General features: G+C 65.4%; 26 protein-coding genes. 15 read left to right on the top strand and 11 right to left on the bottom strand.

Annotation, left to right across the window (positions count from 1 at the left end; genetic code table 11):
- Positions 1-71 precede the first annotated feature (71 nt).
- Both FOY51_RS27045 and FOY51_RS28105 read left to right on the top strand, forming a co-directional pair.
- Positions 72-227 (top strand): DUF6131 family protein, encoded by a 156-nt coding sequence (locus tag FOY51_RS27045; protein ID WP_187776115.1) that lies wholly within the window; start codon positions 72-74, stop codon positions 225-227.
- 3 nt (positions 228-230) lie between these two features.
- Positions 231-617, top strand: coding sequence for a hypothetical protein (locus FOY51_RS28105; RefSeq protein ID WP_187776116.1), 387 nt, complete (start codon positions 231-233; stop codon positions 615-617).
- Positions 618-641: 24 nt separating this feature from the next.
- On the opposite strand, the gene FOY51_RS00520 is transcribed toward FOY51_RS28105, so the two are convergent.
- The 5 genes from FOY51_RS00520 to FOY51_RS00540 form a co-directional block, all read right to left on the bottom strand.
- Positions 642-1,676, bottom strand: coding sequence for an aspartate-semialdehyde dehydrogenase (locus FOY51_RS00520; protein WP_149428263.1), 1,035 nt, complete (start codon positions 1,674-1,676; stop codon positions 642-644).
- Positions 1,677-1,710: 34 nt separating this feature from the next.
- The gene (locus FOY51_RS00525) at positions 1,711-2,976 is read right to left on the bottom strand and encodes an aspartate kinase (protein WP_149428264.1); all 1,266 of its coding nucleotides are present in this window, start codon (positions 2,974-2,976) and stop codon (positions 1,711-1,713) included.
- A gap of 144 nt (positions 2,977-3,120) precedes the next feature.
- The gene (locus FOY51_RS00530) at positions 3,121-3,477 is read right to left on the bottom strand and encodes a DUF8021 domain-containing protein (RefSeq protein WP_149428265.1); all 357 of its coding nucleotides are present in this window, start codon (positions 3,475-3,477) and stop codon (positions 3,121-3,123) included.
- Complete coding sequence (locus tag FOY51_RS00535; protein WP_149428266.1) at positions 3,474-4,277, bottom strand: ion transporter; 804 nt, start codon at positions 4,275-4,277, stop codon at positions 3,474-3,476. The genes FOY51_RS00530 and FOY51_RS00535 overlap by 4 nt, the downstream gene beginning before the upstream one ends.
- A gap of 19 nt (positions 4,278-4,296) precedes the next feature.
- A complete protein-coding gene (locus tag FOY51_RS00540) occupies positions 4,297-5,925 on the bottom strand; it encodes a GMC oxidoreductase (protein ID WP_149428267.1) in 1,629 nt (542 codons plus the stop codon).
- Positions 5,926-6,184: 259 nt separating this feature from the next.
- On the opposite strand from FOY51_RS00540, the gene leuA reads away from it, so the two are divergent.
- From leuA to FOY51_RS00555, 3 genes are all read left to right on the top strand, one after another.
- Positions 6,185-8,002 (top strand): 2-isopropylmalate synthase, encoded by a 1,818-nt coding sequence (gene leuA, locus FOY51_RS00545; protein ID WP_149428268.1) that lies wholly within the window; start codon positions 6,185-6,187, stop codon positions 8,000-8,002.
- 171 nt (positions 8,003-8,173) lie between these two features.
- On the top strand, positions 8,174-9,841 hold the full coding sequence (locus FOY51_RS00550) for a nucleotide-binding protein (RefSeq protein WP_371830398.1): 1,668 nt from the start codon (positions 8,174-8,176) through the stop codon (positions 9,839-9,841).
- A gap of 4 nt (positions 9,842-9,845) precedes the next feature.
- Positions 9,846-10,286 (top strand): nitroreductase family deazaflavin-dependent oxidoreductase, encoded by a 441-nt coding sequence (locus FOY51_RS00555; RefSeq protein ID WP_187776117.1) that lies wholly within the window; start codon positions 9,846-9,848, stop codon positions 10,284-10,286.
- On the opposite strand, the gene FOY51_RS00560 is transcribed toward FOY51_RS00555, so the two are convergent.
- Positions 10,270-10,986, bottom strand: a complete 717-nt coding sequence (locus FOY51_RS00560) for an alpha/beta fold hydrolase (RefSeq protein WP_149428271.1) — start codon at positions 10,984-10,986, stop codon at positions 10,270-10,272. The genes FOY51_RS00555 and FOY51_RS00560 overlap by 17 nt on opposite strands.
- 48 nt (positions 10,987-11,034) lie before the next feature.
- The gene (locus tag FOY51_RS27435) at positions 11,035-11,637 is read right to left on the bottom strand and encodes an aggregation-promoting factor C-terminal-like domain-containing protein (protein ID WP_235916012.1); all 603 of its coding nucleotides are present in this window, start codon (positions 11,635-11,637) and stop codon (positions 11,035-11,037) included.
- Positions 11,638-12,176: 539 nt separating this feature from the next.
- Here FOY51_RS27435 and FOY51_RS00575 point away from each other — a divergent pair.
- Both FOY51_RS00575 and FOY51_RS00580 read left to right on the top strand, forming a co-directional pair.
- Positions 12,177-12,737, top strand: coding sequence for a TetR/AcrR family transcriptional regulator (locus FOY51_RS00575; protein WP_149428272.1), 561 nt, complete (start codon positions 12,177-12,179; stop codon positions 12,735-12,737).
- Complete coding sequence (locus tag FOY51_RS00580; protein ID WP_149428273.1) at positions 12,734-13,894, top strand: NADH:flavin oxidoreductase; 1,161 nt, start codon at positions 12,734-12,736, stop codon at positions 13,892-13,894. The genes FOY51_RS00575 and FOY51_RS00580 overlap by 4 nt, the downstream gene beginning before the upstream one ends.
- A 9-nt stretch (positions 13,895-13,903) precedes the next feature.
- On the opposite strand, the gene FOY51_RS00585 is transcribed toward FOY51_RS00580, so the two are convergent.
- The gene (locus tag FOY51_RS00585; protein WP_149428274.1) at positions 13,904-14,806 is read right to left on the bottom strand and encodes a LysR family transcriptional regulator; all 903 of its coding nucleotides are present in this window, start codon (positions 14,804-14,806) and stop codon (positions 13,904-13,906) included.
- A 72-nt stretch (positions 14,807-14,878) separates the two neighbouring features.
- On the opposite strand from FOY51_RS00585, the gene FOY51_RS00590 reads away from it, so the two are divergent.
- From FOY51_RS00590 to FOY51_RS00600, 3 genes are read left to right on the top strand one after another with little or no spacing between them, the layout of a single operon-like run.
- On the top strand, positions 14,879-15,886 hold the full coding sequence (locus tag FOY51_RS00590; RefSeq protein ID WP_149428275.1) for an EamA family transporter: 1,008 nt from the start codon (positions 14,879-14,881) through the stop codon (positions 15,884-15,886).
- Complete coding sequence (locus FOY51_RS00595; RefSeq protein WP_149428276.1) at positions 15,775-17,037, top strand: Mur ligase family protein; 1,263 nt, start codon at positions 15,775-15,777, stop codon at positions 17,035-17,037. Before FOY51_RS00590 ends, FOY51_RS00595 begins: the two co-directional genes overlap by 112 nt.
- Positions 17,030-17,764 (top strand): type 1 glutamine amidotransferase, encoded by a 735-nt coding sequence (locus FOY51_RS00600; protein ID WP_290367865.1) that lies wholly within the window; start codon positions 17,030-17,032, stop codon positions 17,762-17,764. Before FOY51_RS00595 ends, FOY51_RS00600 begins: the two co-directional genes overlap by 8 nt.
- Positions 17,765-17,772: 8 nt before the next feature.
- Here FOY51_RS00600 and FOY51_RS00605 read toward each other — a convergent pair whose 3' ends face one another.
- Complete coding sequence (locus FOY51_RS00605) at positions 17,773-18,612, bottom strand: helix-turn-helix transcriptional regulator (protein ID WP_149428277.1); 840 nt, start codon at positions 18,610-18,612, stop codon at positions 17,773-17,775.
- Between the two features lie 137 nt (positions 18,613-18,749).
- Here FOY51_RS00605 and FOY51_RS00610 point away from each other — a divergent pair, with 137 nt between their 5' ends.
- The gene (locus tag FOY51_RS00610) at positions 18,750-19,694 is read left to right on the top strand and encodes an SDR family oxidoreductase (protein ID WP_149428278.1); all 945 of its coding nucleotides are present in this window, start codon (positions 18,750-18,752) and stop codon (positions 19,692-19,694) included.
- Between the two features lie 154 nt (positions 19,695-19,848).
- Here the strand turns inward: FOY51_RS00610 and FOY51_RS27365 are convergent, their stop codons facing one another.
- Positions 19,849-20,103, bottom strand: a complete 255-nt coding sequence (locus FOY51_RS27365) for a hypothetical protein (protein ID WP_214633036.1) — start codon at positions 20,101-20,103, stop codon at positions 19,849-19,851.
- Here FOY51_RS27365 and FOY51_RS00615 point away from each other — a divergent pair.
- From FOY51_RS00615 to FOY51_RS00630, 4 genes are all read left to right on the top strand, one after another.
- Positions 20,102-20,524, top strand: a complete 423-nt coding sequence (locus FOY51_RS00615) for an MFS transporter (RefSeq protein ID WP_214633037.1) — start codon at positions 20,102-20,104, stop codon at positions 20,522-20,524. The two genes, FOY51_RS27365 and FOY51_RS00615, sit on opposite strands and share 2 nt — an antisense overlap.
- A gap of 111 nt (positions 20,525-20,635) precedes the next feature.
- On the top strand, positions 20,636-20,881 hold the full coding sequence (locus FOY51_RS00620) for a BatC protein (RefSeq protein WP_149428279.1): 246 nt from the start codon (positions 20,636-20,638) through the stop codon (positions 20,879-20,881).
- Positions 20,882-20,890: 9 nt separating this feature from the next.
- Positions 20,891-22,093, top strand: a complete 1,203-nt coding sequence (locus FOY51_RS00625) for a cupin domain-containing protein (protein ID WP_149428280.1) — start codon at positions 20,891-20,893, stop codon at positions 22,091-22,093.
- Between the two features lie 53 nt (positions 22,094-22,146).
- The gene (locus tag FOY51_RS00630) at positions 22,147-22,992 is read left to right on the top strand and encodes a ferredoxin family protein (RefSeq protein ID WP_149428808.1); all 846 of its coding nucleotides are present in this window, start codon (positions 22,147-22,149) and stop codon (positions 22,990-22,992) included.
- Here FOY51_RS00630 and FOY51_RS00635 read toward each other — a convergent pair.
- Complete coding sequence (locus FOY51_RS00635) at positions 22,964-23,665, bottom strand: TioE family transcriptional regulator (RefSeq protein WP_149428281.1); 702 nt, start codon at positions 23,663-23,665, stop codon at positions 22,964-22,966. The genes FOY51_RS00630 and FOY51_RS00635 overlap by 29 nt on opposite strands.
- Between the last annotated feature and the right edge of the window lie 24 nt (positions 23,666-23,689).

The following is a 23,689-nucleotide window of genomic DNA, read 5'->3' on the forward strand; positions in this document are numbered from 1 at the left end:
GATCGTGGGTACTCCTCACCTGCCGAGATGCGGGCGTCGTTCGTATCGTCGGCCCAGGTGAGGAGCTAGACATGATCATTCTCGGCATAGTGCTCTTGGTAATCGGTTTTCTGCTGAAGGTCCCGATCCTCTGGACGATCGGCATCATCGTCCTCGTCATCGGAGCGGTGCTGTTCTTGTTGGGTTCGATGGGGCGTGCGGTCGGCGGGCGGCGGCATTACTACTGATCGATGCCCATAGGCATCGATATTGCCATCGAACTCGCGACCCGACAGGATCCTTGGAATGTCGCGCGAATGGAACATTTCCGAGCAGATCCACATCCCCACGACTCCTGCGGATGCGTATCGCGCCGTCGCCGATCCGAAACGCATGCCCGACTGGAGCCCCGAATTCATCGGCGTCTGGACCCCTCCGACGGCCCGGCCGACGTCGGTACCAAGTTCGTCGGCTGGAACCGCCAGCGCTACCTGTGGTTCACCACCTGCAAGGTGGTGACGGCCGAGCCGAACAAGGAGTTCGCGTTCGAGGTCACCAGTTTCGGATTGCCGATCGCCAAGTGGGGCTACCGATTCGACCAGCACGGTGACTGCGCTGTCGCGCAGGTGAGCGTTTAGTTGGTCCAGAGACCACTTTTCCGCTCACCTGCTGCGGAGCAGCACCTCGGCGATCTGAATCGTGTTCAGCGCAGCACCTTTACGCAGGTTGTCGCCGGAGACGAACAGCGCAAGCCCACGACCGTCCGGCACACCCGGATCCTGGCGAATCCGGCCGACCAGCGAGTCGTCGACGCCGGCAGCCTGCAACGGGGTCGGCACGTCGACCACTTTCACACCCGGCGCGGCACCGAGCAGTTCCTTGGCACGCTCGACCGAAAGCGGGCGCTCGAACTCGGCGTTGATCGACAGCGAGTGCCCGGTGAACACCGGAACGCGCACGCAGGTGCCGCTCACCAGCAGGTCGGGCAGGCCGAGGATCTTGCGACTCTCGTTGCGCAGCTTCTGATCTTCGTCGGTCTCGAACGAGCCGTCCTCGACGATCGACCCCGCCAAGGGCAACACGTTGAACGCGATGGGCGCGACGTACTTGTTCGGCGCCGGGAAGTCGACGGCGCTGCCGTCCTGCACCAGCTTCTCCACGTCGTCGATCACGGCCCGCGCCTGCGTCGCCAACTCTTCGACGCCGGCGAGACCGCTGCCGGACACAGCCTGGTAGCTCGAGACGATCAGCCGTTGCAGGCCCGCCTCGTCGTGCAGCACCTTGAGCACCGGCATCGCGGCCATGGTGGTGCAGTTCGGGTTGGCGATGATGCCCTTGACCAGATTCTGCGTCGCCTCCGGATTGACCTCGCTGACCACCAGCGGGACGTCGGGATCCTTGCGCCAGGCCGACGAGTTGTCGATCACGGTGACGCCGGCAGCCGCGAAGCGCGGCGCCTGCACCTTCGACATGGTCGCGCCCGCCGAGAACAACGCGATATCGAGGCCGGACGGATCGGCAGTCTCGGTGTCCTCGACCACGATCTCCCCGCCACGGAACGGCAGCTTCTTCCCTGCCGAACGTGCGGATGCGAAGAACCGCACTTCGTCGGCGGGGAACTCGCGCTCCTCCAGCAGCTTGCGCATGACAGCGCCGACCTGACCGGTCGCTCCGACAACTCCCACCCGTACGCCCATGGCTGTCACACTTCCCCGTCGCTTCGCTCGCCCATTACCGCCCCGTACCGCCGTGGACCACGGCCTTCTCGTCGCCGCCGAGGTCGAATGCCTTGTGCAACGCGCGGACAGCCTCGTCCAATTCCGTGTCACCGCACAGCACGGAGATCCGGATCTCGGAGGTGGAGATCAAATCGATGTTGATGCCCGCCGACGCCAGCGCCTCGCAGAAGGTGGCGGTGACGCCGGGGTGGCTCTTCATGCCCGCGCCGACCAGCGACACCTTGCCGATGTGATCGTCGTAGAGCACCGCGGAGAAGCCGATATCGTCCTGCATCTTCGTCAGCTTCTCGACGGCACGCGGACCGTCGGTCTTCGGCAGGGTGAAGGTGATGTCGGTCTTGCCGGTGTCGATCTTGGAGATGTTCTGCAGCACCATGTCGATGTTGATCTCGGCATCGGCCACTGCACGGAAGATCTTGGCTGCGTAGCCAGGCGAGTCGGGCAGGCCGACGACGGTGACCTTGGCCTCGCTGCGATCGTGCGCAACTCCGGTGAGGATCGCTTCTTCCACGGGGATGTCCTCCATCGATCCGGACACGATGGTGCCGGGCTTGTCGGTGTATGACGAACGGACGTGCACGGGCACGTTGTAGCGGCGGGCGTACTCGACGCACCGCAGCATCAACACCTTCGCGCCGCAAGCCGCCATTTCGAGCATCTCCTCGAACGAGACGGTGTCGAGTTTCTGGGCGTCCGGCACGATGCGCGGATCGGCGGTGAAGATGCCGTCGACATCGGTGTAGATCTCGCAGACGTCCGCTTTCAACGCCGCAGCGAGCGCGACTGCGGTGGTGTCGGAGCCGCCGCGGCCGAGCGTGGTGATGTCCTTGCTGTCCTGGCTGACGCCTTGGAAGCCTGCGACAAGCACGATCGAGCCTTCGTCGATCGCCGCCTGCACGCGGCCGGGCGTCACGTCGATGATCTTCGCTTTACCGTGGGCGCTGGTGGTGATGACACCGGCCTGCGAGCCGGTGAACGACCGCGCCTCCGCACCGAGCGAATGGATTGCCATGGCCACCAACGCGTTCGAGATGCGCTCGCCGGAGGTGAGCAGCATGTCCATTTCGCGGGCGGGCGGCGAAGGGCACACCTGCTGAGCCAGATCGAGCAGTTCGTCGGTGCTGTCACCCATCGCGGAGACGACGACAACGACGTCGTTGCCTGCCTTCTTCGTCTCGACGATCCGTTCAGCGACGCGTCGGATGCGCTCGGCGGTTGCCACCGAGGATCCCCCGTACTTCTGGACGACGAGAGCCACGCGGGTTTACCTCCGGATAGTGTCGAATTCTTCGATTTCAGCTTGTCAGCCTACCGAGAACCATCCAAAACGGGTGCAGTGGGTGTGACGGCGAACGGGCTCTCAGGGCGGAAATCGGCCGAAATTTCGACCGTCAGAGCCCACTCACCGCCGGCGGAACGAGATTTTCGCGTCGATACGGTGAATCAGCAGATCGGCGGGCGGAATCGCGAAGTCCTCGACGACACGAACCGTCGCCAGCCGCCGCCCGAATGCTGCCGCATCGAGTAGATACTCCGTGTGCACCACATCACCATCGACGGACGTAGTGAGCTTGCGTATCGCGCTGATGATTCGGTACTGCGGACCGCGGGTGAGGCTGTTGCGCAAGTGCTTGCCCGAGCGACCGGTCTTGAGCCCGTTTTCGTAGCGCACCGCATCGGGCGCGAACGCCACCGAGTCGCCGTCGTGCGATATCAGCGCATCCAGATATGCGCGTGCGACGTCGATTTGGGTTGTCATCGAGGGAACCTCTCGGTGGGACGGTCGGGTGGGTCGAAGTCCGGCATCTTCGCGGCAGGCCCTTCAGCGCGGTACAACTCGTGCACCGACGACCGAATCTGCTCGACGTTTTCGCGAAGCATGTCCGAGACCAGCTCGTCGGTGCGCGGGTCCGCGAGCATCTGCATGATGATCCGGAACGTGGTGTCGGCCGCGAGGCGAACCACGTCGTCGTGAAACGGCAGGAACTTCAGCCTGCCGGTCTGCGGATCGTTCTTGATCAGCTCGAGAATCATGTCGTCGAGCTCGCGGTGGTTCTCTTCCAAGGCCCGAGCGATGTTCTGGGTGTAGTGACCGCTGCGCAGCACACCGCCGACCTCGTCCAGCACGGCGATCGTGATCGGTCGCTTGATCAACCCGACGACACCCCGGGTGAACCTGTTGAGGATGTTCGAGGTGATCTGATCGCCGAACGCGCGATCGAGCACCCGGCCGAGTCGAGCGAGGACGAACAGAATCTTCAGCGCGGGGAAACTGCGCACGATCGGCGTCGCGATCGGAATCATGCCGAGGATCTCGTACCAATTGCGGAGTAGGAATCGCCAACCTGTGCGTTCGCGTCGCCACCGAACCAGGAAGTCGATCGCGAAGATCGCACACACCACGTAGTCGACGCGGTGAACCGTGTTCAGCGTGCTCGCCGAAACATGCCAGAACGTGATCCACACCAGGTAGATAACGGAGAGCACGGCCAACGCCAGCATCAGCCAATCGACGCTGCGGACGGGCGGTCTACTCAATCGCGCCTGTTGCTGAGTCATACAGCCTTGTCTACTAGGTTCAGCCGCCGGAACGAATGATTGCCTCGATATTGCGTTCGGCAAGAGCAGAAATCGTCAACGACGGATTCGCTGCACCCGCGCTGCCCGGCATCGCCGCGCCGTCGACCACGTACAGCCCACGGTGCCCGTGCACGCGTCCGTTGCCGTCGGTGGCAAGTCCCAGAACTGCGCCGCCGAGCGGGTGGGCGGTGAAGCCTGCCTGCGCGTCGTAGCCCAGGGCACCGTACTCGAACATCGAGCCACCCAGCTGGGCGATCTTGTGATCGACCGCGCGCGCGGCCGCCAGCGCCTGATCGTTGCCGTTGGCAGGCCAGTTCAAGCCGACGCGTCCGCTCGCGGCGTCGTAGCCGAACTGGCCGCGCGTCGGATCGATCACGATGCCCAACGACGACAACGCACCGAGATCGAGTGGCACGCCGGGAATGAACCAGTTCTCCAGGGTGACGGGCAGTCCGGTGTCGTCGAAGATCCGGCTCGCGCACGGCGCCGCCTGAGCCGTACCGCTGACAACGCTTGCGCCACGGGCCAATCCGACGTCACCGTTGGTGCCCCAACCCTGTCCGATGTGCTCGTTGAGGTTGCCGAGCCGACCGGTCGCGCGGGCGGCGACCAGCAGTTCGGAGGTGCCGATCGAACCGGCACCTAGGTAGAGCTGGTCGGCGGTCAGGGTTCGCCTGCTCAACACCTCGCCGGTCGGCGAGATCTTGGAGACGTCGACGGTGAACTTGCCGCTGCCGTCCTGCGCGATCGACTCGACGCGTTGGCCGGGATAGACCCGGGCCTTGCCGGTACCTTCGGCGTACTTCAGATAGTTCTGGTTCAGATCGAACTTGGCGCCGTTGGAGTTGCCGAGGTTGCTGCGCGCTGCCGTCGCTGACGGGCGGCTGCGGCCGTCTATCTCGGCGCGGACGACGTCCCAGTTGAAGATGGAATCGACGGCCTGCGGCTGGTAGCCGGCCTTGCGGACCTGCTCGTCCCATGCGCGTGAGTGGGTGAACGATTCGGAGCCGTAGATGTCGGCAGGCACCGGACTGAGCCGCAGCATCTGCCGCACCCGCGGGTAGTAGGTGTTGTGCAGCTCGTCGTAGTCGACGGTGCCGCGGAACAGGTCGTCGAAGTGCCGCTTCTGCGGTTCCACCATTGCGCCGGTGAACACCACCGAGCCGCCACCCACGGCGGCCGCGCGCCAGACGTCGATGCCCGGGTATTCGGTGCAGTCCAGAACGCCACCGAAATCCTCGAAATGCATCGGCACCTTGTTGACGCCGGTGAAGGAGGTGCGGTGCCAGAAGCCGCGGCCGTCGGGCAGGTCGTCGCCGGTGAAGATTTCTCGCCACGGGTCGTTGGGCCAACGCGAGCCGCGCTCCAGAACAGTCGTAGCGACGCCGGCCTCGGCGAGACGCAGCGCAGAGATGGCGCCGCCGAATCCGGAACCGATCACGATCGCCGTCGTATGCTCCGGCGGATCAGGCAGTGGCGCAAAGATTTCCGGCACCCAGCCGCGAAACAGCGACGCCCACGGGCCGTCGGCACGCGCAACAGCAGGCGCCGTCAGCGCACCGCCGATCCCGATGCCCAACGACGCTGTGGCCACCCCCGCGGCCTTGATGAAATTCCGTCTGTCCATCCGTCTACCCATTCCCTCCAACAGCTGCCTTGGAAACCTACCGTTACCCAGGCAAAAAACGTGAGCGGAGAGCACCTTTTGGCATCGCGAGTCACGGATGTAAACTCGCAGCCATGCAGCGGATGCTCCTTCTTGGTCGCCGCGGCGGGGTCTGAACCAGACCGGCTTCCCGTCGCGGGCCATTTGAGCTGTCCTACAGCGTCGCGCCGGTCGATCCCGAACACTGGACCACCAGTCCCCAACTCCTCGGAGAATCGCAATGTCACCCGCAGACGCTTTTACATCCGGATCGCGCACCATCACCCCGCCGTCGCGACCTGCCCCCGCTGACCAGCCCGCATGGAACACCCAGAAGAACTCGTCCATGCCGACGTATCGCTACCGTTCCTTCGCCGACGAGATTCCGGGCGGCAGCCCGGCGTTCGACGCTGCGACGGGTCCTTTCGACCGCACCTGGCCGGACAAGATCATCGACCGCGCACCGATCTGGGGTGCCGTCGACCTCCGTGACGGCAACCAAGCCCTGATCGATCCGATGAGCCCCGCCCGCAAGCGCCGCATGTTCGACCTGCTGGTCCGCATGGGCTACAAGGAGATCGAGGTCGGGTTCCCGTCTGCGAGCCAGACCGACTTCGATTTCGTCCGCGAGATCATCGACGAGAACGCGATCCCCGCAGACGTCACCATCCAGGTGCTGACGCAGTGTCGCCCCGAGCTGATCGAGCGCACGTTCCTGGCCTGCGACGGTGCGGCCAACGTGATCGTGCACTTCTACAACTCGACGTCCGTGCTGCAGCGTCGCGTCGTCTTCCGCGCCGACCGCGACGCCATCAAGAAGATCGCGACCGACGCGGCGACCAAATGCCTGCAGGAAGCGGCGAAGTACCCGGACACCAACTGGCGCTACGAGTACTCCCCCGAGTCTTACACCGGCACCGAACTCGAGTACGCCAAGGACGTGTGCGACGCGGTCAGCGAGATCATCGCGCCGACGCCCACCAAGCCGATCATCATCAACCTGCCCGCCACCGTCGAGATGGCGACACCCAACGTCTACGCCGATTCCATCGAATGGATGAGCCGCAACCTGGCTCGGCGCGATTCGGTGGTGCTCTCGCTGCACCCGCACAACGATCGCGGAACTGCCGTCGCCGCAGCCGAATTGGGTTATCAGGCGGGAGCGGATCGTATCGAGGGCTGCCTGTTCGGCAATGGCGAGCGCACCGGCAACGTGTGCCTGGTGACGCTCGGCATGAACCTGTTCTCTCGTGGCGTGGATCCGCAGATCGACTTCTCCAACATCGACGAGATCCGACGCACCGTCGAATACTGCAACCAACTCCCGGTTCCGGAGCGGCACCCCTACGGCGGCGATCTGGTCTACACCGCGTTCTCGGGCAGCCACCAGGATGCGATCAACAAGGGCCTCGACGCGATGAAGGTGTCCGCCGACGAGCAGGATGCCGACGTCGACGACATCGCGTGGCAGGTCCCGTACCTGCCGATCGACCCGAAGGACGTCGGCCGTAACTACGAGGCCGTGATCCGGGTGAACTCGCAGTCCGGCAAGGGCGGCGTCGCGTACATCATGAAGGCCGATCACGGCCTGGTGCTGCCGCGTCGCCTGCAGATCGAGTTCTCCAAGGCGATTCAGCAGATCACCGACGGTGAGGGTGGCGAGGTGAGTCCCAAGGAGATGTGGGACGTCTTCGCCGAGGAATATCTGACCCCGATTCGGCCGCTCGAGCGGATGCGCCAGAAGGTCACCGCCGCCGAGGTGGACGGTGGCGTCGACTCGATCACCGCAACCGTAAAGGTCGACGGCAAAGAGCATGAGATCACCGGCACCGGCAACGGTCCGCTCGCCGCATTCGTCGACGCGCTGACCAATGTCGGCTACGACGTGCGGGTCCTCGACTACTCCGAGCACGCGATGTCCTCCGGCGACGATGCGCAGGCCGCCGCCTACGTGGAAGTTGCCGTCGGCGACAAGGTGGTCTGGGGTGCAGGCATCGCGACCTCGATCACGACAGCATCGCTGCGCGCGGTGGTCTCGGCGGTCAACCGGGCGTCTTGAGCTCCAGCCGGGTGGCTGTGAACGGACGTTGATATCGGCTCGATATCAGCTGAGCATCGGTCTGTGTCGATGCCCGTTCGCAGCCGCTCGGTCTGCTATGTGCGGTTCGGGGTGCTAGCGTGGTCGCCGCAATATCTGTACCGATAGAACGCGTGACCAAACGGGGGATCCATCTTGACCGGCAACGACAACCAACCGTCCACACCGCCATGGCTGCAATCGCTGCCATCGGACAAGTCGGGTGGTCATCCCGTTGCCACCGAGCCTGCGCCTCGTAAGCAGCCGGCACCCAAGCCGGAACCCGAAAAGGCCCCCGAGCCGGAAGCTTCGCGTTTACAGGAACCACCGCTTTTACAGGAAACACCGCGTTCACAGGAAGCGCCGCGTTCGCACCGAATGAACGAGCCTGCGCCCGAGCCGACGCAGCAGACGTTCAGCCCGCCGCCGATGCCGGCGAACTATCAGCCGGAGCCGCAGCAGGTCCCGCCGGCACAGCAGCCACCGCGCCCGCAGCAGGCGCCCGTTTCAGCTCCGCCGAATCGGCAGTACCCGCAGGTCCAGCAGCAATTCCAGCCGCCTGCCGGTCCGCCGCCGGTCGCGCAGCCACCCGTCACTCAGCCGCCCGTCACTCAGCCACCGCGGAGCAGCAACAACCGCTACTACGAAGAGCTCGACAACCGTCGCAAGCCGGAGATCAGCACCAACGGCACGGTTCGCCAGGTGCCGGTCCAAGAAGATCCCGTCACGCAGAAGTATCAGGCGCCGCCGGAGCAGCAGAATCCGTCCGGCCCGGTATACACCTGGGCGCCGCCGTCAGCGGCTCCGCAGGCGAACAACCGTTACGCACCGCCGCCCCCGCAGCGTCACGTCGAGGATCAGCCGCAGCAGCAGGGCGGCGGCCAATCGGTCCACGACCTGAGCCTGCTCAAGCGAGCCAAGCGGCCGCCGCGCAGCGGTTGGCGGCGCGCGGTCCACAAGGCGTCGGGCGGCTCGATCAATCCCGGCGAGTCGGCGGCCGATGCCGCATACCGCGAGCTCACCGAGCGCGTGAACCAGCCGGTGCGCGGCGATTACCGGATTGCCGTGTTGTCGCTCAAGGGCGGCGTCGGCAAGACCACCACCACCGTCGGGCTCGGCTCGACGTTCGCGTCGCTGCGCGGCGACCGTGTCATCGCGATCGACGCCAACCCCGACCTGGGCACGTTGGCGCACCGGGTGCCGCAGCAAACGCCGTCGACGGTGCGCAATCTGCTCGACGACGCGGCGATCTCGCGCTACTCCGATGTGCGCGCCCACACTTCGCAGGCGCCCAGCCGCCTCGAGGTGCTGGCGAGCGAGCAGGACCCCGCGGTCTCGGAGGCGTTCAGCGAAGCCGATTACCGCAAGGCGGTCGGCATACTCCAGTCGTTCTACAACATCATCCTGACCGATTGCGGTACCGGCCTGATGCACTCGGCGATGAGCGGGGTGCTGGATATGGCCAGCTCGTTGGTGTTGGTGACAAGTCAGGCGATCGACGGTGCGCGCAGCGCGTCGGCAACGCTGGACTGGCTCGAGCACCACGGCTACGGCCGCCTGGTCGAGCGGACCGTCGTCGTCGTCAACTCGTCGCATCGCGGATCGAATGCGTTGGCACTCGACCAGCTGCGCAGGCTGTTCCTCGACCGCACGCGAGCCGTGCAGGTCGTCCCGTTCGACGATCACCTCGCCGAGGGCGCCGAGATCGACATCGAACTGGTCAGCAAGCCGACCCGTCGCGCATTCCTGGAATTGGCCGCCATGGTGGCGGACGATTTCGCGATCTCAGGTGGACGGCACGCCAACGGCGAGCAGCAGTAAAACCGTGGCCGGCAAGAAGCCCAACCCATTGTTCAAGCTCGTTGTCAAAGCCGCTGCCGCCAACGACATTCGGAAGCAGCGGAAATCCGGCGGTACCGCACTGAGTCAGGGCAATCCGGTCGTGCTGCTGACGACCGTCGGCCGTAAGTCAGGCCAGGAGCGGACCGTTCCGTTGTTCTTCACCGAGGACGACGATCGAATCGTGGTCGTTGCGTCCTACGGCGGGCAAGACGTGCATCCAGCGTGGTGGCTGAACCTGCGCGACGCCGGCGAAGGCTGGGTCGAGGTCGGCGGCAAGAAGCACAAGGTGACGCCGACGGTCGCGGAAGGCCCTGAGCGCGAACGGTTATGGAAGAAGCTGACCGACTTCTTCCCGAACTACGACAAGTACGAGGCAAAGACCGCGCGCAAGATTCCGGTCGTCGTGCTCACTCCGGCTGGGTAGGCCCGGCAAGGAATTCGGTGATCGCGGCAGCCAGCTCGGGGGCTGCCAATGCGCTCCCGTGGTCGCCGGGGACGCGGACGAACCGCGCCTTCGGTAGCAGCGCAGCGAGCTGATCAGCGTCTGTGCGTTCATCCCGATCGCCGATCGCGACAAGGGTCGGCACAGTGATCGCGCGCAGGGCATCCTCGGTTGTCGGTACCAGCGAGTCCAGCACGTGAAACAGCGCCTCGGGGTTGGCACCGTCCCTCGCGAATGCGCCAGACGTGACCATTCGGCGACTCGATCCGCCGCCTTGGGGGCCACTCACCTTCGCCAATCCCTGCCCCGCGACGATCGCACGACCTGGCTTGGCGCCTCGCGCAAGCATGCGCACCACGATCCGCGCGCCCAGCGAGTAGCCCCCGAGGTCGAAGTCCCCATCGCGAAGCCCGAGATGTTCGACTAGTGCGAACCCGTCGTCGGCGAGTACATCGGGCGGATATCCGGTCGCATCGTCCGGTCTCGCGCTGTCCCCCGAGCCACGGGAGTCCGGAACAACGACGCGATAGCCGTGCTGGGTCAGTACGCGGGCAGGGCCGTACTCGATCATGAGCGAGCCCACGCCGCCGAAGCCGGGCAGCAGGATCAGCGTCCGTCCGGCTCCGATCTCGTTCCATGCGAGCTCGACCCCGTCGCGCCCGGAAAAACGGTGTGCACCCATGCCTTCGAGTGTGTCAGGTTGAACTACGACCACGTCGCGGCGCCGCGATCAGTACCAGTGATTCGCCTGCCAGAATGCCCATGCCGCGTTCGGACTGCCGTAACGGTCGTTCATGTACTGGTACGCCCACCGTATTTGGGTCAGCGGATTGATCAGCCAGTCCGGGCCCGTGTCTCCCATCTTCCCCGCAGGCAGCGCTTGTGCCAGGCCGTAGGCCCCGGAGGACGGGTTGAGCGCGAACATGTTCCAGCTGCTCTCGTTGCTGACTATCTGGTTGAACGACACGATTTGATCGGGCGGAACGACGGCCAATGCAAGCCCTTGCAGAAGGAACGGCGGAATGAGCCCCGAAAACAGCCCGTTGGCAACGGTCGCCGAACCTGTGTCCGCAGAACCTGTGCCCGCTGATCCGGTGTTCGCAGAACCGGTGCCCGCCGAGCCCAAAGCTGCCGAGCCGGTGTCGACAATCGGCCCAACGGCTGCAAAGCCCGTGTCGATGATCGGGGCGAGAGCTGCGGAGCCTGCGTCGACAATCGGCGCAAGTGGGTCTTCCGCGTGCGCGACGCCGCCCCCGCAGGCGAGTGACGCTGCCGTCCCAGCCGCCATCAGGCCGCCCGTCATCGCTGTCCACCGCCCGCGCCGTCTACGCATCTTCGACTCCTCAGTTCTTAGCTCGCAATCGTCACACTGGCCTCTTCAGTCACACACGTATCTTGCGTCACAGTATCAGGAGCAAATTGCAATTGCACCCGATCCGCCGGGTGGCCGCCTACGCACGACATCAGCGGCACCGTCTTAGCAAACTTGTCCAGGCACGCCAACGAGCACGGGAACGACCGCGAACGCGACCTTCGGCTATGGGCGGCAACGGTCGAACGTACTCGCCGAGGCTGCGCGGTCGGGCTGATTCACGCAGCTGCGTACAGGCCCAGGTCGGCTGCGATTCCGAGACGCACGCGAAAGGCCGCACGGTCGAATCCGACGGCTTTCGCTCGCTGCGCCATGACAGTTTGTTGAGCGTCGTGCGCAGCCCTGCTTTCCCATTTGACGATGGAGACGACGTTGTGAGAGCTGTCGCCCTCTTCCAGTCCTCAACTGCGGTTGAGGTCAAGTCCCAGATTGCGAGCGAGCGATTTGGCAGCGTTCAATCACCACTTGAATCACTGTTTGAACTGTGGTGTGCTGATGCGATGGACACCGCGATCGCTGGCACTCGGACTCGCTTGCTCGATGCCGCCGAACAACTGTTGCTCGACGCCGAGTACGACAAGGTGTCCGTCCGCGCCATCTGCACACAGGCAGAGGCGAATGCTGCTGCGGTGCACTATCACTTCGGGTCGAAGGACGCGTTGGTCGCCGCGTTGCTCGAGGACCGCCTGGCGCCGCTGTGGGCACAGCGACTCGACGAGCCGACCGAACGTCGCTCGATAGCGTCGTACGTCGACGACGTCATTGCGCCTTTCACCGAGCTGGCGTCGAATCCGGTTGGCGCTGTGCACCTCTCGCTGCTCGCCAGGCTGGTGCTCGGAGGGCGCCACGGCGACGGGAACAGCCGCTGGTTTCGCATGGAGTCGTGGTCGCACCTGCTCACCGCGCACATACCGAGATTGGACGACAAGTCGGCTCGTCGACGCTGGGCCCTGGCTTTCGAACTCATCCTTCTTCAGTTCGGCGACAGAGTCGTCTCCGATGACGCCACCGCGGCGTTGCGATCGTTCGTCGTCGCCGGTCTGACTGCACCGGTCGCATGACCCCCGACGTTTTCGCACCGGCCAGGCTTGGCCCGATCACGTTGCGTAACAGGGTGATCAAAGCCGCGACCTTCGAGGGCAGGACACCCGATGCACTTGCCACGGACGAGCTGATCGAGTTCCATCGCGAGTTTGCGGCGGGCGGCGTCGGTATGACGACGGTGGCCTACTGCGCTGTGTCCCCCGAGGGTCGCACCGATCGCCATCAGATCTGGATGCGCCCGGAAGCGGTGCCCGGACTACGCAAACTCACCGATGCGGTGCACACCGAAGGCGCTGCGGCATCGGCACAATTGGGCCACGCCGGACCGGTCGCCAATGCGGCGTCGAATCGGTTGCCCGCCGTCGCACCAGGCAGGCTGTTCAGCCCACTGGGGATGGCGCGAACCATTCGTCCCGACGCTGCCGAGATCGCCCGTATCGTCGAGGCGCACGCCAACGCCGCCCGGCTCGCCGAGGACGCCGGTTTCGATTGCGTCGAAATGCATTTCGGCCACAACTACTTGATCAGCTCGTTCCTGAGTCCGCTGCTGAATCGGCGGAATGACGGCTACGGCCGCAGCCTCGCCAACCGCGCGCGACTGGCCCGCGAGGTTGCCGCCGCCGTACACGACGCCGTCGGCGGCAGGTTGGCGATCACCGCGAAACTGAACATGGACGACGGCGTCGTCGGCGGCCTACGACCCGCAGAGTCCGTCCAAGTCGCACGCTGGCTGGAAGCCGACGGCACCCTCGACGCATTGGAACTGACGGCAGGCAGTTCGCTGCTCAACCCCATGTACCTGTTCACCGGCGACGCGCCACGCCGCGAGTTCGCCGCCGCGTTTCCGAATCCGCTGCGCTTGGGCATGCGCGCCGGTGGTCGATTCTTCTTGCGGGAGTATCCATTCCACGAGGCGTACCTGCTCGAGACCGCTCGCGAATTTCGTCGGCAATTGACGATGCCGCTGATCTTGCTGGGCGGAATCACCTGCCGCGAGACGATGAATCTGGCTATGACGGAAGGCTTCGAGTTCGTCGCAATGGCCCGCGCTCTGCTGCGCGAGCCCGATCTGTTGCGCAGGATCGGGGCCGATCGGACAACGACATCGAAATGTACGCACTGCAACAAATGCATGCCGACGATCTACAGCACCACGAAATGCGTGCTGGCCTGACCGGACTGTCTAGCGATACCGGGCACCTGCCGTTGCAGCCGCAGTCTCGAACGCGCGCATTACCGCTGCGACAGCGGGACGTTGATCGGCATGCGGCCGCGTCGCCAATTCGTAGACCCGACCGGCCCGCACGCCGGACAGCGTCAGCACCGCCAGACCAGGGTGTCGCACAGCGAATCGCGGCATCAGCGCAATCCCGTAGCCTGCGGCAACCACCGCTTCCATCACATCGAAGTCGTTGAGCCGCTGCACAACCCGCGGCTGCACACCGGTGACCGTCGCGACGGATTGCAGTACGTCGTCGACGGGAAAGCCACCCCGTACACTGATCCAGCTTTCGTCCGCGAGCTCGGACAGCGCCACCGACGACTTGCCCGCCAGCGAATGCGACCGTGCCAACACCAGGTCGATCGGTTCGCGCAGCAACGCTCGCGACACCACCCGATTGCCTGCGATCGACGGCGCCCGATCGTCGCGGTGGGTGAGCACGACGTCGTAATCGGCAAGCAGCCGAGGCACTTCCGACGACGGCAGATCGACATCGGACGCTTCGATCTCCACACCGGTACCCGCCATCGCCGCAAACACCGAGGGCAGCAGCATGGCAGCGCCGGACGGGAACATCGCAACTCGAACCCGACCGTGCGGCGATCCGCTGTACGACGCCATCTCGGCGGCAGCGCGGTCGAGCGCCGCGAACACGGCTTCGGCGCGCAGCACCAGCGCGTGCCCGGCATCGGTCAGTCGTACCCGACGCCCGTCGGGCTCCAACAACGCAACACCGGCCTCGCGGGCCAGCACCTTCAACTGCTGCGACACCGCCGACGGGGTCATCGACAGCGCTGCGGCGGTGGCCGCAACGGTTTCCCGATCCGCCAACTCGCGCAGGACTCGCAATCGATGCACATCCATGTAGCAAAACTACATTGATAATGCACTTTTATTCGATTGAACTGATGCTTTTTCGCCCACACGATTGACCTCATGACCACTCGTGACCGCCTGCTCGCCCTCACCGTCGTGCTGCTGTGGGGCGTCAACTTCCTGGCACTGCGGGCGGGACTGGACCGGTTCCCGCCGTTCTTCTTCGCAGCCCTGCGATTTCTGCTGATCGCGATCCCGGTGGTCGTGTTCGTGCCGCGGCCGAACGTGCCGGTGCGGTGGCTGCTCCTCTACGGCGTCGGCTTCGGCATTGCACAGTTCGCCTTCCTCTTCATGGCGATGCAGACGGGCATGCCGACGGGGTTGGCGTCGCTGGTGTTGCAGTCGTCGGCGCCGTTCACCGTGGTGCTCGGCGCGGTGCTGCTCGGCGAGGGCGTGACCCGTCGGCAGTTGGCGGGCCTGGCTGTGGCCGTGCTCGGCATGGTGGCAATCGGGTGGGACCGGGCTCAGCACGCGACACTGCTGCCGGTCGTGCTGACGCTGCTGGCAGGCCTGGGCTGGGCGTTCGGCAACCTGGGTTCCCGGCTGGCGAAGCCGCCGAATGCGCTGCACCTGACGCTGTGGATGACGGTGGTGCCGCCGATCCCGTTCCTGGTGATCTCGGCCACCGTCGAAGGTCCGACGGCGGGCTGGTCGGCGCTGGCCGACTCCTTCAACATGGACGGCCTGCCCGCACTGGTCGGCCTCACATATGTGGTGCTGTTGGGCACCATCGCGGGTTCGGGCATCTGGACTGCCCTGATGAGCCGCTATCCAGCGGGAATGGTGGCACCGTTCTCGCTGCTGGTGCCGGTCGTGGGGATCGCGGTGTCCTGGCTGGTCCTGGGTGAGCAGCCGAGCGTGCTGTCGATCGTCGGCGGCGTGATCGTCATCCTCGGCGCGACTGCGGCGTCGCCGCCCGTGGCGCCGAACGTGGAGCGCTGTGCCAAACTCGGCGCATGCTCGACGACGACACCAAGCGCATTTCCCCACGCGGACGACTCGCTCTCCGAGCCGCCTCTGCCGCCTCCTGGGCTTCGCAGAAGGCGGGTCGCGGTAAGGGTTCGATGATCGGTGGCCTGATTGCGCTCAAGATCGACAAATCGATCATGGCGCAGTTGGGCCGCAACCGGCGCACGGTGGTGGTGACCGGCACCAACGGCAAGTCGACGACAACGCGGATGACGGCGGCGGCGCTCGCCACCATCGACGACGTCGCCACTCAGGCCGACGGCGCCAACATGGATGCGGGCATCGTCGCCGCACTCACCGCCAACCAGACGGCACCGCTCGCCGCACTCGAGGTCGACGAGCTGCACGTTCCGCACGTGTGCGACGCGGTGAACCCGAACGTCGTGGTCCTGCTGAACCTCAGCCGCGACCAGCTCGACCGCGTCGGCGAGATCAACATGATCGAACGGCGGCTTCGCGAAGGCCTGACCCGGCATCCCGCGACGATCGTGATCGCCAACTGCGACGACGTACTGATGACGTCCGCCGCCTACGACGCTCCCCATGTCGTCTGGGTCGCCGCGGGTAGCGGCTGGGCCAACGACGCGACGAGTTGTCCGCGCACCGGTGAGCCCATCGAGTTCGGTCCCGACGGGCATTGGCGCAGTACGGGTTCCGACTTTGCGCGACCAACCCCCGACTGGTGGATCGACGACGAACACCTGTACGGCCCGGACGGGTTGAAACTGCCGATGACGCTGACGTTGCCCGGAAAGGCCAACCGCGGCAACGCCGCTCAGGCTGTCGCCGCCGCGGTGACGATGGGGGCCGATCCCGCTGCCGCCGTCGCGGCCGCATCCGCCGTCAGCGAGGTTGCAGGCCGCTACAGCACCGTGCAGGTCGGCGCGCATTCGGTGCGAATGTTGTTGGCCAAGAACCCCGCTGGATGGCAGGAAGCACTGTCGATGATCGACCCCACCGTCGACGGGCTGGTCATCGCCGTCAACGGTCAGGTGCCCGACGGCGAAGACCTGTCGTGGTTGTGGGACGTGCGGTTCGAGCACTTCGAAGGCGTGCAGGTGGTGGCCGCGGGCGAGCGTGGCACCGACCTCGCCGTGCGCCTCACTTACGCGAGTGTGGAGCATTCCCTCGTTCCGGATCCGTTGGCGGCCATCGCATCCTGTCCGCCGGGACGCGTCGAGGTGCTGGCGAACTACACGGCGTTCCGCGACCTGAACACCGCCATGGCGAAGGAGGCACGCAGTGCTTGAATCGAGACGGCCTGAATCGACTGTTCGCATCGGCCTCGTCCTGCCCGACGTGATGGGCACCTACGGCGACGGCGGCAACGCGCTGATTCTCCGGCAGCGGCTGCGGTTGCGCGGCTACGACGCGGAGATCGTCGAGATCACCCTCGCAGACCCGGTCCCCAACTCGCTCGACCTCTACACCCTCGGCGGCGCCGAGGACTACGCCCAGCGGCTCGCAACGCGACACCTGTTGCAATACCCAGGATTACAGCAGGCCGCCGAACGTGGTGCGCCCGTTCTCGCGATCTGCGCGGCCATCCAGGTGCTCGGCAACTGGTACGAGACGTCGAGTGGTGAGCGTGTCGACGGCGTCGGCATGCTCGACGTCACCACTGCCCCACAGGAGACCCGTTCCATCGGCGAAGTGCTCACCACACCCGCGATCGACGGGTTGACGTCAACGCTGTCCGGTTTCGAAAACCACCGTGGCGGAACGACCATCGGCGCGGACGCCAAGCCGTTCGCCCGCGTCACGCACGGTGTCGGCAACGGCGTCGGCGACGGAACCGAGGGCGCAGTGCAGGGTTCGGTGATCGGAACCTATATGCACGGACCTGCACTGGCACGCAATCCCGAACTGGCAGACCTGCTACTGACCCGCGCGCTCGGCGTCGATTCGCTGCCGCCGCTCGACCTGGGCGAGGTGGACCAGCTGCGTCGTGAGAGGTTGGCTGCCGGTCGGCGTTGATCGACAGCTCATCGGAGCGACTGCGTTCCGATGACGGCGAGCAGCCGCAGCTTCTCGTAGCTTTCACTACCGGGCTCGGCGGTGTAGACCAACAGCGAGTGCGCGCAGTCCGGATCGATCAGCCGTTGGCAATTCAGCTCCAGCGCACCGACTTCCGGGTGGACGAACTGTTTGACCTGACGAGGTCGTAGGCCGACTTCGTGTTTCGCCCACACCTGCCGGAACTCTTCGCTGCGATCGAGCAGCTGTTCCGAAAGTTCGGCGGCATGCGAACCCGGACCCCGCAGCGCCATGATCTCGCGCAGACCGGAAGCGAAGAGTCGGCTCAGGAACTCGTGCTCCTCCGGTGCGTAGAACCCCCGTGCCGCCGGATCGGTGAACCACCGGTAGCCGATACAGCGCGCCGAACCTTCCAGCGCCGCAGTGTTTCCGGTCAGCGCAACACCGAGTGCACTCTGCCGCAACGTCTCCCCCAGTTCGGTGACGATCTCGGCAGGCGTATCGTCGAGACGGTCGAGAACGCGCAGCAATCCCGGGCTGATGTGTTCGCCGGTCACTCCCCGATCGGCGGGCGTGTGCCCAGCGAGATGGAACAGGTGATCGCGTTCGGCGCGCGTCAGATGCAGTCCCTGCGCAATCGAGGCCAGCATCTGCTCCGACGGCTGCGGTCCCCGTTCGCGTTCGAGCCTCGCGTAATAGTCGGCGGACATGTGCGACAACGCCGCAACCTCCTCGCGCCGAAGACCGGACGTGCGACGGCGGGCACCCCGCGGAAGGCCCACGTCTTCTGGTTGCAGAGCCTCCCGTCGATTACGTAAGAACAGGGCCAGGCCTGCGCGATCGATCACGGTGGTCCTCCATGTGTGGTCTGCTACGTCATGCCTACCGCTCGGAACGGTTCGTAGCCACGGATCGCGAGGTCCTGGATGCGGACGCGGCCGCGCCGGATCATGGAGCTACCCCCAATATTTCGAGGAGCACCGCAATGTCGCGCACACCGATCGACATCACCGTCCCGAATCTTGCAGGCAAACGCGCGCTGATCACCGGCGCCAGTGACGGCATGGGCCTGACCATTGCGCAACGATTGGCCGCGGCAGGCGCCGAGGTGATCATGCCCGTTCGCAACCGACGCAAGGGCGACGACGCCGTCGCCAAGATTCGCGCGCAGGTTCCCAATGCCGATGTCTCCCTGCGCGACCTCGACCTGTCGTCCCTGCAAAGCGTTGCGGCTCTCGGGGAAACGCTCTGCACCGAGGGCGCGCCCATCCACATCCTCGTCAACAACGCCGGCGTGATGACGCCGCCGGAACGGCAGACCACGGCCGACGGTTTCGAGCTGCAATTCGGCACCAACCACCTGGGCCACTTCGCCCTCGTCGGTCACCTCCTGCCGCTCCTGCGTGCGGGCCAGGCGCGCGTCACCTCGCAGGTCAGCGTTGCTGCGCGCTCAGGTCGGATCAACTGGGACGACGTGAACTGGGAGAACTCCTACAGCGGAAGCAAGGCCTACAGCCAATCGAAGATCGCGTTCGGACTGTTCGGCTTGGAGCTGGACCGCCGCAGCCAGGCACACGGCTGGGGCATCACCAGCAACCTGTCGCACCCCGGCATCGCCCCGACCAACCTGCTCGCGGCACGCCCCGAGATCGGCCGCAGCGGCGACACCGTCGAGGTTCGGATCATCCGGTTGTTGTCGGCTCGCGGCATCATGCTGGGCACCGTCGCGACCGCCGGACTACCCGCGTTGATGGCTGCCACCGATCCCCAGGCGACGCGCGGCGCGTTCTACGGCCCCAGCGGACCCGGCCATTTGGGCGGCGGGCCTGCGGAGCAGAAGCTATTTTCCCCGCTTCGAAGCACCGACGACGCCGTGCGGGTCTGGACGCTCTCCGAGCGGATGACCGAGATCGAATTCCCAGTGTCTTGAACAAGGCCGCGTAAAGACTCCAGACAGGGGTTCGGCCGGGAACGCTTGCGCATTCTCGGCCGGATCTCTGTTTCGCGGGGTTCTACCGTTAACCGATTTACAACCTCGTTCCGCATCTTGATCGTACGCGCGGATGACCGGAGTGTGCAATAGGTCACACTGGTCGAATCGGCGCAACCGCCTTCTGCGTGCGCAGCACCGGCGCTGTTTCGATGCTTGCGATCGGATGCTCGGCAAGCCGGGTCGTCAGATATCGGTACAACGCCTCTGGATTTGGACACATACGTCCACGCTGTTCTTCGCGATGACCGCGGGAATGACACTGGTCGTCGTACTTCAGCTTCAGCTCGGGCTGGGAACCGACGTGCGCACCGCCGGGGTTGACGCTGGTGCCGTGGTCGGTGGGCATGGCGGTGTCGTCATGGATCGCGGGCAGCTATCTGGTTCCCCGATACGGACATCGAATCATGTTCGTGGGTGCGGCTTTCGCCATCGCAGGTTTGGCGGCCGCCGCGCTCGTGTACCGAACGGCCGTGCCGACGGAGTTTCCGGTACCGCTACTCGGAGCACTGGCCGTGCTCGGCATCGGAGTCGGACTTTTCACGCCTGCGTTCTTCATGGCAGCGCTCCATTCGGTGACGCAGAAGGAAGTGGGATCGGCGGCCGGTCTGCTCAACGCGGTCCAACAGTTGGGCAGCACTTTCGGCGTCGCGGTGCTCGGCAGCCTGTATATCGCCGGGGGTGGGCTACGCGCGGCGGAGCATTGCTGCATGATCGCCATCACCCTGGTCGCCATGACGTCGCTGTTCGCTGCCGCGGTCAGGCTGTGAGCACCAACCTGTGTTTCGTCGAATCCGATTCCGGGCACACCCAACGCAACTCGGGGCATAGTTGTCCGAGGGGGCCGCACTGGGCGACCCACGCGAGGAGAGGAATCGACGATGGCTATCAATGATGACGACATCACCACCTCGACCGGCACCGGCGGCGAAGGCACAGCCGATGGTGGATCGAATCCCTCCGGCCACGACGGCGGCGCGGACGGCACGGCCGGCGAAGGTACGGCTGACGGCGGCTCGAACCCGGACGGTCACGACGGCGGTGCCGATGGCACTGCGGGCGAAGGCACTGCAGACGGCGGTTCCAACCCGTCCGGCCATGACGGCGGCGCCGACGGCACTGCCTGATCTTCGGCATTGATCAGCCGCTGCGTAGCGGTCGATCCAGCCGAGTTCGCACGCGAACATTGGGGGCGCGCTCCCCTGCTCAGCCGGTCAGCCGATCTGCCGCGCGACTTTCAGGACCTGCTTTCTCCTGACGCGGTGGACGAGCTGATCGCCGAGCGGGGAGTGCGTACTCCGTTCATCCGACTTGCGCGCAACGGTTCGGTTCTCGACCGCGAATGTTTCGCAGGCTCAGCCGGTTTCGGCGCCGAGATGCCGGATCAGGTCGATTCCGCGAAGGTGCTCGCCGAGTTCGCCGCGGGTGCGACCATCGTTCTCCAAGGTCTGCACCGGCTCTGGCCGCCGATCATCGATTTCGTGCGCACGATGGTCGACGACCTCGGTCATCCCGCTCAGACCAACGCCTACATCACGCCTGCGAGCAATCGCGGGTTCGATCCGCACTACGACGTGCACGATGTCTTCGTGCTCCAGGTGAGTGGCGAAAAGCACTGGGCTGTCCATGCTCCCGTGCACCGCGATCCGTTGCCGAACCAACCATGGACCGATCACCGGGACGCGATCGGCGCCCTCGCCCACGACCGGCCGGTGATCGATGCCGTGCTGGCCCCAGGCGACGCCCTCTATCTGCCGCGCGGGTGGATTCATTCGGCAATGGCACTCGGCGACACCTCGATTCACCTCACCGTGGGCGTCGCACCGTTCACGCGCTACGACATCGCGCACCGCGTGCTGACCAGCCTGGCCGACGACGCGGACCTTCGGGCGTCGCTGCCGATGAATCTCGACCTCACCGACCACGACGCGGTGGGATCCGAGGTGCGTAAAACCGTCGAGCGAATTCTCGACACCTTGAAGATCGCCGCACCGGAAGACGCTGTCGCACAGTCGATCAGTGATCGGTTCGGTGAGCTGACGCGACCCGCTGCCGTTCGCCCGCTGCAGACACTGGCCACTATCTCGAACCTGACCGCTGCAACACCGGTGCAATGGCGACACGGGCTGATCGGGTCGGTTCGGCGTCGCACAGGCACGGTGGAGCTGTCGCTGCCTGGTCGAACCATCACGTTTCCCGACGTCTGCGCCGACGCTCTCGACGCCATCCGCGCGGGCCGACCCGCGACCGCAGGCACGCTCCCCGGACTGACCGAGGAAGATGGACTGGTGGTGGTACGTAGATTGCTCCGTGAGGCCGTCGTCGTGGCACCCGCGTGAGCGCACCCGACTGGGAGCCCTGCAGCAACGTTGCGCTGCACAGGGGTGATCCCATGGAAGGCACCGGATCTCGCGGGCTGCGCTGGTTGCTCGTCGAACTGTCTGGGCCGTGGGGTCACTCCGCCTTCCTGGAATCGCCGTTGGCGATCGACGCACACATCGGACGCGCGCTGGTTCGCCGTGCCGAAGGTGCGGGCATGCGGATCGTTGCGATCAGACGGTCCGGGCGCCGCCTTGCCGAACACCGATACCGTTGGGCGATAGCCGATTCCACCCCCGGTAGCGAGTCGGTGCATTGGGGCGAAGTCGACACCGCCGAAGAACTACTGGGCATTCCGCTGGACGGATCGACCGGGATCGCATCGGCCGATCCGCTGGTCGCAGTGTGTGCGCACGGCAAGCACGACCAGTGCTGTGCCGTCCGGGGTCGCGCCGTCGCCGCCACCATTGCCGAGCGCTATCCGGAGTGGACGTGGGAGTGCTCGCATCTGGGTGGCGACCGGTTTGCGGCGACCATGCTGCTGCTGCCGCACGGATTGTATTACGGCAGAGTCGATTCCGCGGAACCCGCCGAGCTGGTCCGGCTCTATGCCGACGGCAGACTCGACGAACGCTACTTCCGCGGCCGCAGTTCGCTCCCCAACACGGTGCAAGCGGCTCAGCATCACGCTCGACTGCTGACAGGCGAGGATCGCATCGACGCGCTCGCGCCGCTGTCGATCGTCGAATCGCCGCCAGAAACGACGATCGTCCTCGACGGCGCGGATGGTCCCATCGAAGTGCGATTGGCCGAAGAGCTGTCGGCCCCTATCCTCACCACCTGTGCTGCGCGAGTCGCAGGTCAGGTCAGGCAGTGGCGACTGCTCTCGATCACTCCCGCGCGCTCAGGTAGCGACTGAGCTCACCGGCAGCAAAGAGCATCGCCACGCCGCGAGCAGTCACGCTGCGTTGCCAGCCGTCGAGTGCCCGCGCGAGGGAATCGGTGCTGCCTGCCGAACGGATCTGGCGCACGACGTCCGCGATCGACTCCAACGGGTAGTGTCCGCGCCGAAGGAGATGTGCGAGTTCGGCGTCACGGATGTCGACTGCTCGGTAGACGCGATAACCGGTGGCCACATCTCGCGCGGGCGTGAGGATCCCGACCGCTTCCCAGTTGCGAAGCGTCGCCGACGTGACCCGAAGTCGGCCTGCGAGTTCGCCGACCGTCATAGAATCCGTTGCCCCGGAATCGGAGTCGGACTCCGCCACCAGATGATCGACCGCCTTCCGTACCGTGTCGAGCGTTTGCCGATCGTGAACCGACTGGACGTGACCGCGATCGAGGATGCGCAGGGCAGCATCGAGATCGCCCCGATGCACTGCATTCATGATCTGACCACCAGCCGTATGCCCGAAGGCGGGAACGAGCGCGAGATAGGTTCGCAGCGCGTTCCTGTGCATCTCGGTGTAGATGCGGTAGCCGCTGCCGGTGCGCTCGGCAGGCGGGATGAATCCGTCGCGTTCGTAATTGCGAACCGCCTGGGTCGAGAGAGAATGTTCCTGCGCAAGATCGGATGGGCGCAGGGTGATCATCGTTTTGATACTTTACCTGGAGAA

It is taken from the genome of Antrihabitans cavernicola, assembly GCF_008297975.1.
In the GTDB taxonomy this organism is placed as follows: domain Bacteria; phylum Actinomycetota; class Actinomycetes; order Mycobacteriales; family Mycobacteriaceae; genus Antrihabitans; species Antrihabitans cavernicola.

Excerpts from the sequence above, each read along its gene's own strand:
- FOY51_RS27045 (WP_187776115.1), top strand. The coding sequence starts at position 72 with ATGATCATTCTCGGCATAGTGCTCTTGGTAATCGGTTTTCTGCTGAAG.
- FOY51_RS28105 (WP_187776116.1), top strand. The coding sequence starts at position 231 with ATGCCCATAGGCATCGATATTGCCATCGAACTCGCGACCCGACAGGAT.
- FOY51_RS00520 (WP_149428263.1), bottom strand. The coding sequence starts at position 1,676 with ATGGGCGTACGGGTGGGAGTTGTCGGAGCGACCGGTCAGGTCGGCGCT.
- FOY51_RS00530 (WP_149428265.1), bottom strand. The coding sequence starts at position 3,477 with ATGACAACCCAAATCGACGTCGCACGCGCATATCTGGATGCGCTGATA.
- FOY51_RS00535 (WP_149428266.1), bottom strand. The coding sequence starts at position 4,277 with ATGACTCAGCAACAGGCGCGATTGAGTAGACCGCCCGTCCGCAGCGTC.
- FOY51_RS00540 (WP_149428267.1), bottom strand. The coding sequence starts at position 5,925 with ATGGACAGACGGAATTTCATCAAGGCCGCGGGGGTGGCCACAGCGTCG.
- leuA (WP_149428268.1), top strand. The coding sequence starts at position 6,185 with ATGTCACCCGCAGACGCTTTTACATCCGGATCGCGCACCATCACCCCG.
- FOY51_RS00560 (WP_149428271.1), bottom strand. The coding sequence starts at position 10,986 with ATGGGTGCACACCGTTTTTCCGGGCGCGACGGGGTCGAGCTCGCATGG.
- FOY51_RS27435 (WP_235916012.1), bottom strand. The coding sequence starts at position 11,637 with ATGCGTAGACGGCGCGGGCGGTGGACAGCGATGACGGGCGGCCTGATG.
- FOY51_RS00575 (WP_149428272.1), top strand. The coding sequence starts at position 12,177 with ATGGACACCGCGATCGCTGGCACTCGGACTCGCTTGCTCGATGCCGCC.
- FOY51_RS00580 (WP_149428273.1), top strand. The coding sequence starts at position 12,734 with ATGACCCCCGACGTTTTCGCACCGGCCAGGCTTGGCCCGATCACGTTG.
- FOY51_RS00585 (WP_149428274.1), bottom strand. The coding sequence starts at position 14,806 with ATGGATGTGCATCGATTGCGAGTCCTGCGCGAGTTGGCGGATCGGGAA.
- FOY51_RS00590 (WP_149428275.1), top strand. The coding sequence starts at position 14,879 with ATGACCACTCGTGACCGCCTGCTCGCCCTCACCGTCGTGCTGCTGTGG.
- FOY51_RS00595 (WP_149428276.1), top strand. The coding sequence starts at position 15,775 with ATGCTCGACGACGACACCAAGCGCATTTCCCCACGCGGACGACTCGCT.
- FOY51_RS00610 (WP_149428278.1), top strand. The coding sequence starts at position 18,750 with ATGTCGCGCACACCGATCGACATCACCGTCCCGAATCTTGCAGGCAAA.
- FOY51_RS00615 (WP_214633037.1), top strand. The coding sequence starts at position 20,102 with ATGGCGGTGTCGTCATGGATCGCGGGCAGCTATCTGGTTCCCCGATAC.
- FOY51_RS27365 (WP_214633036.1), bottom strand. The coding sequence starts at position 20,103 with ATGCCCACCGACCACGGCACCAGCGTCAACCCCGGCGGTGCGCACGTC.
- FOY51_RS00620 (WP_149428279.1), top strand. The coding sequence starts at position 20,636 with ATGGCTATCAATGATGACGACATCACCACCTCGACCGGCACCGGCGGC.
- FOY51_RS00630 (WP_149428808.1), top strand. The coding sequence starts at position 22,147 with ATGGAAGGCACCGGATCTCGCGGGCTGCGCTGGTTGCTCGTCGAACTG.
- FOY51_RS00635 (WP_149428281.1), bottom strand. The coding sequence starts at position 23,665 with ATGATCACCCTGCGCCCATCCGATCTTGCGCAGGAACATTCTCTCTCG.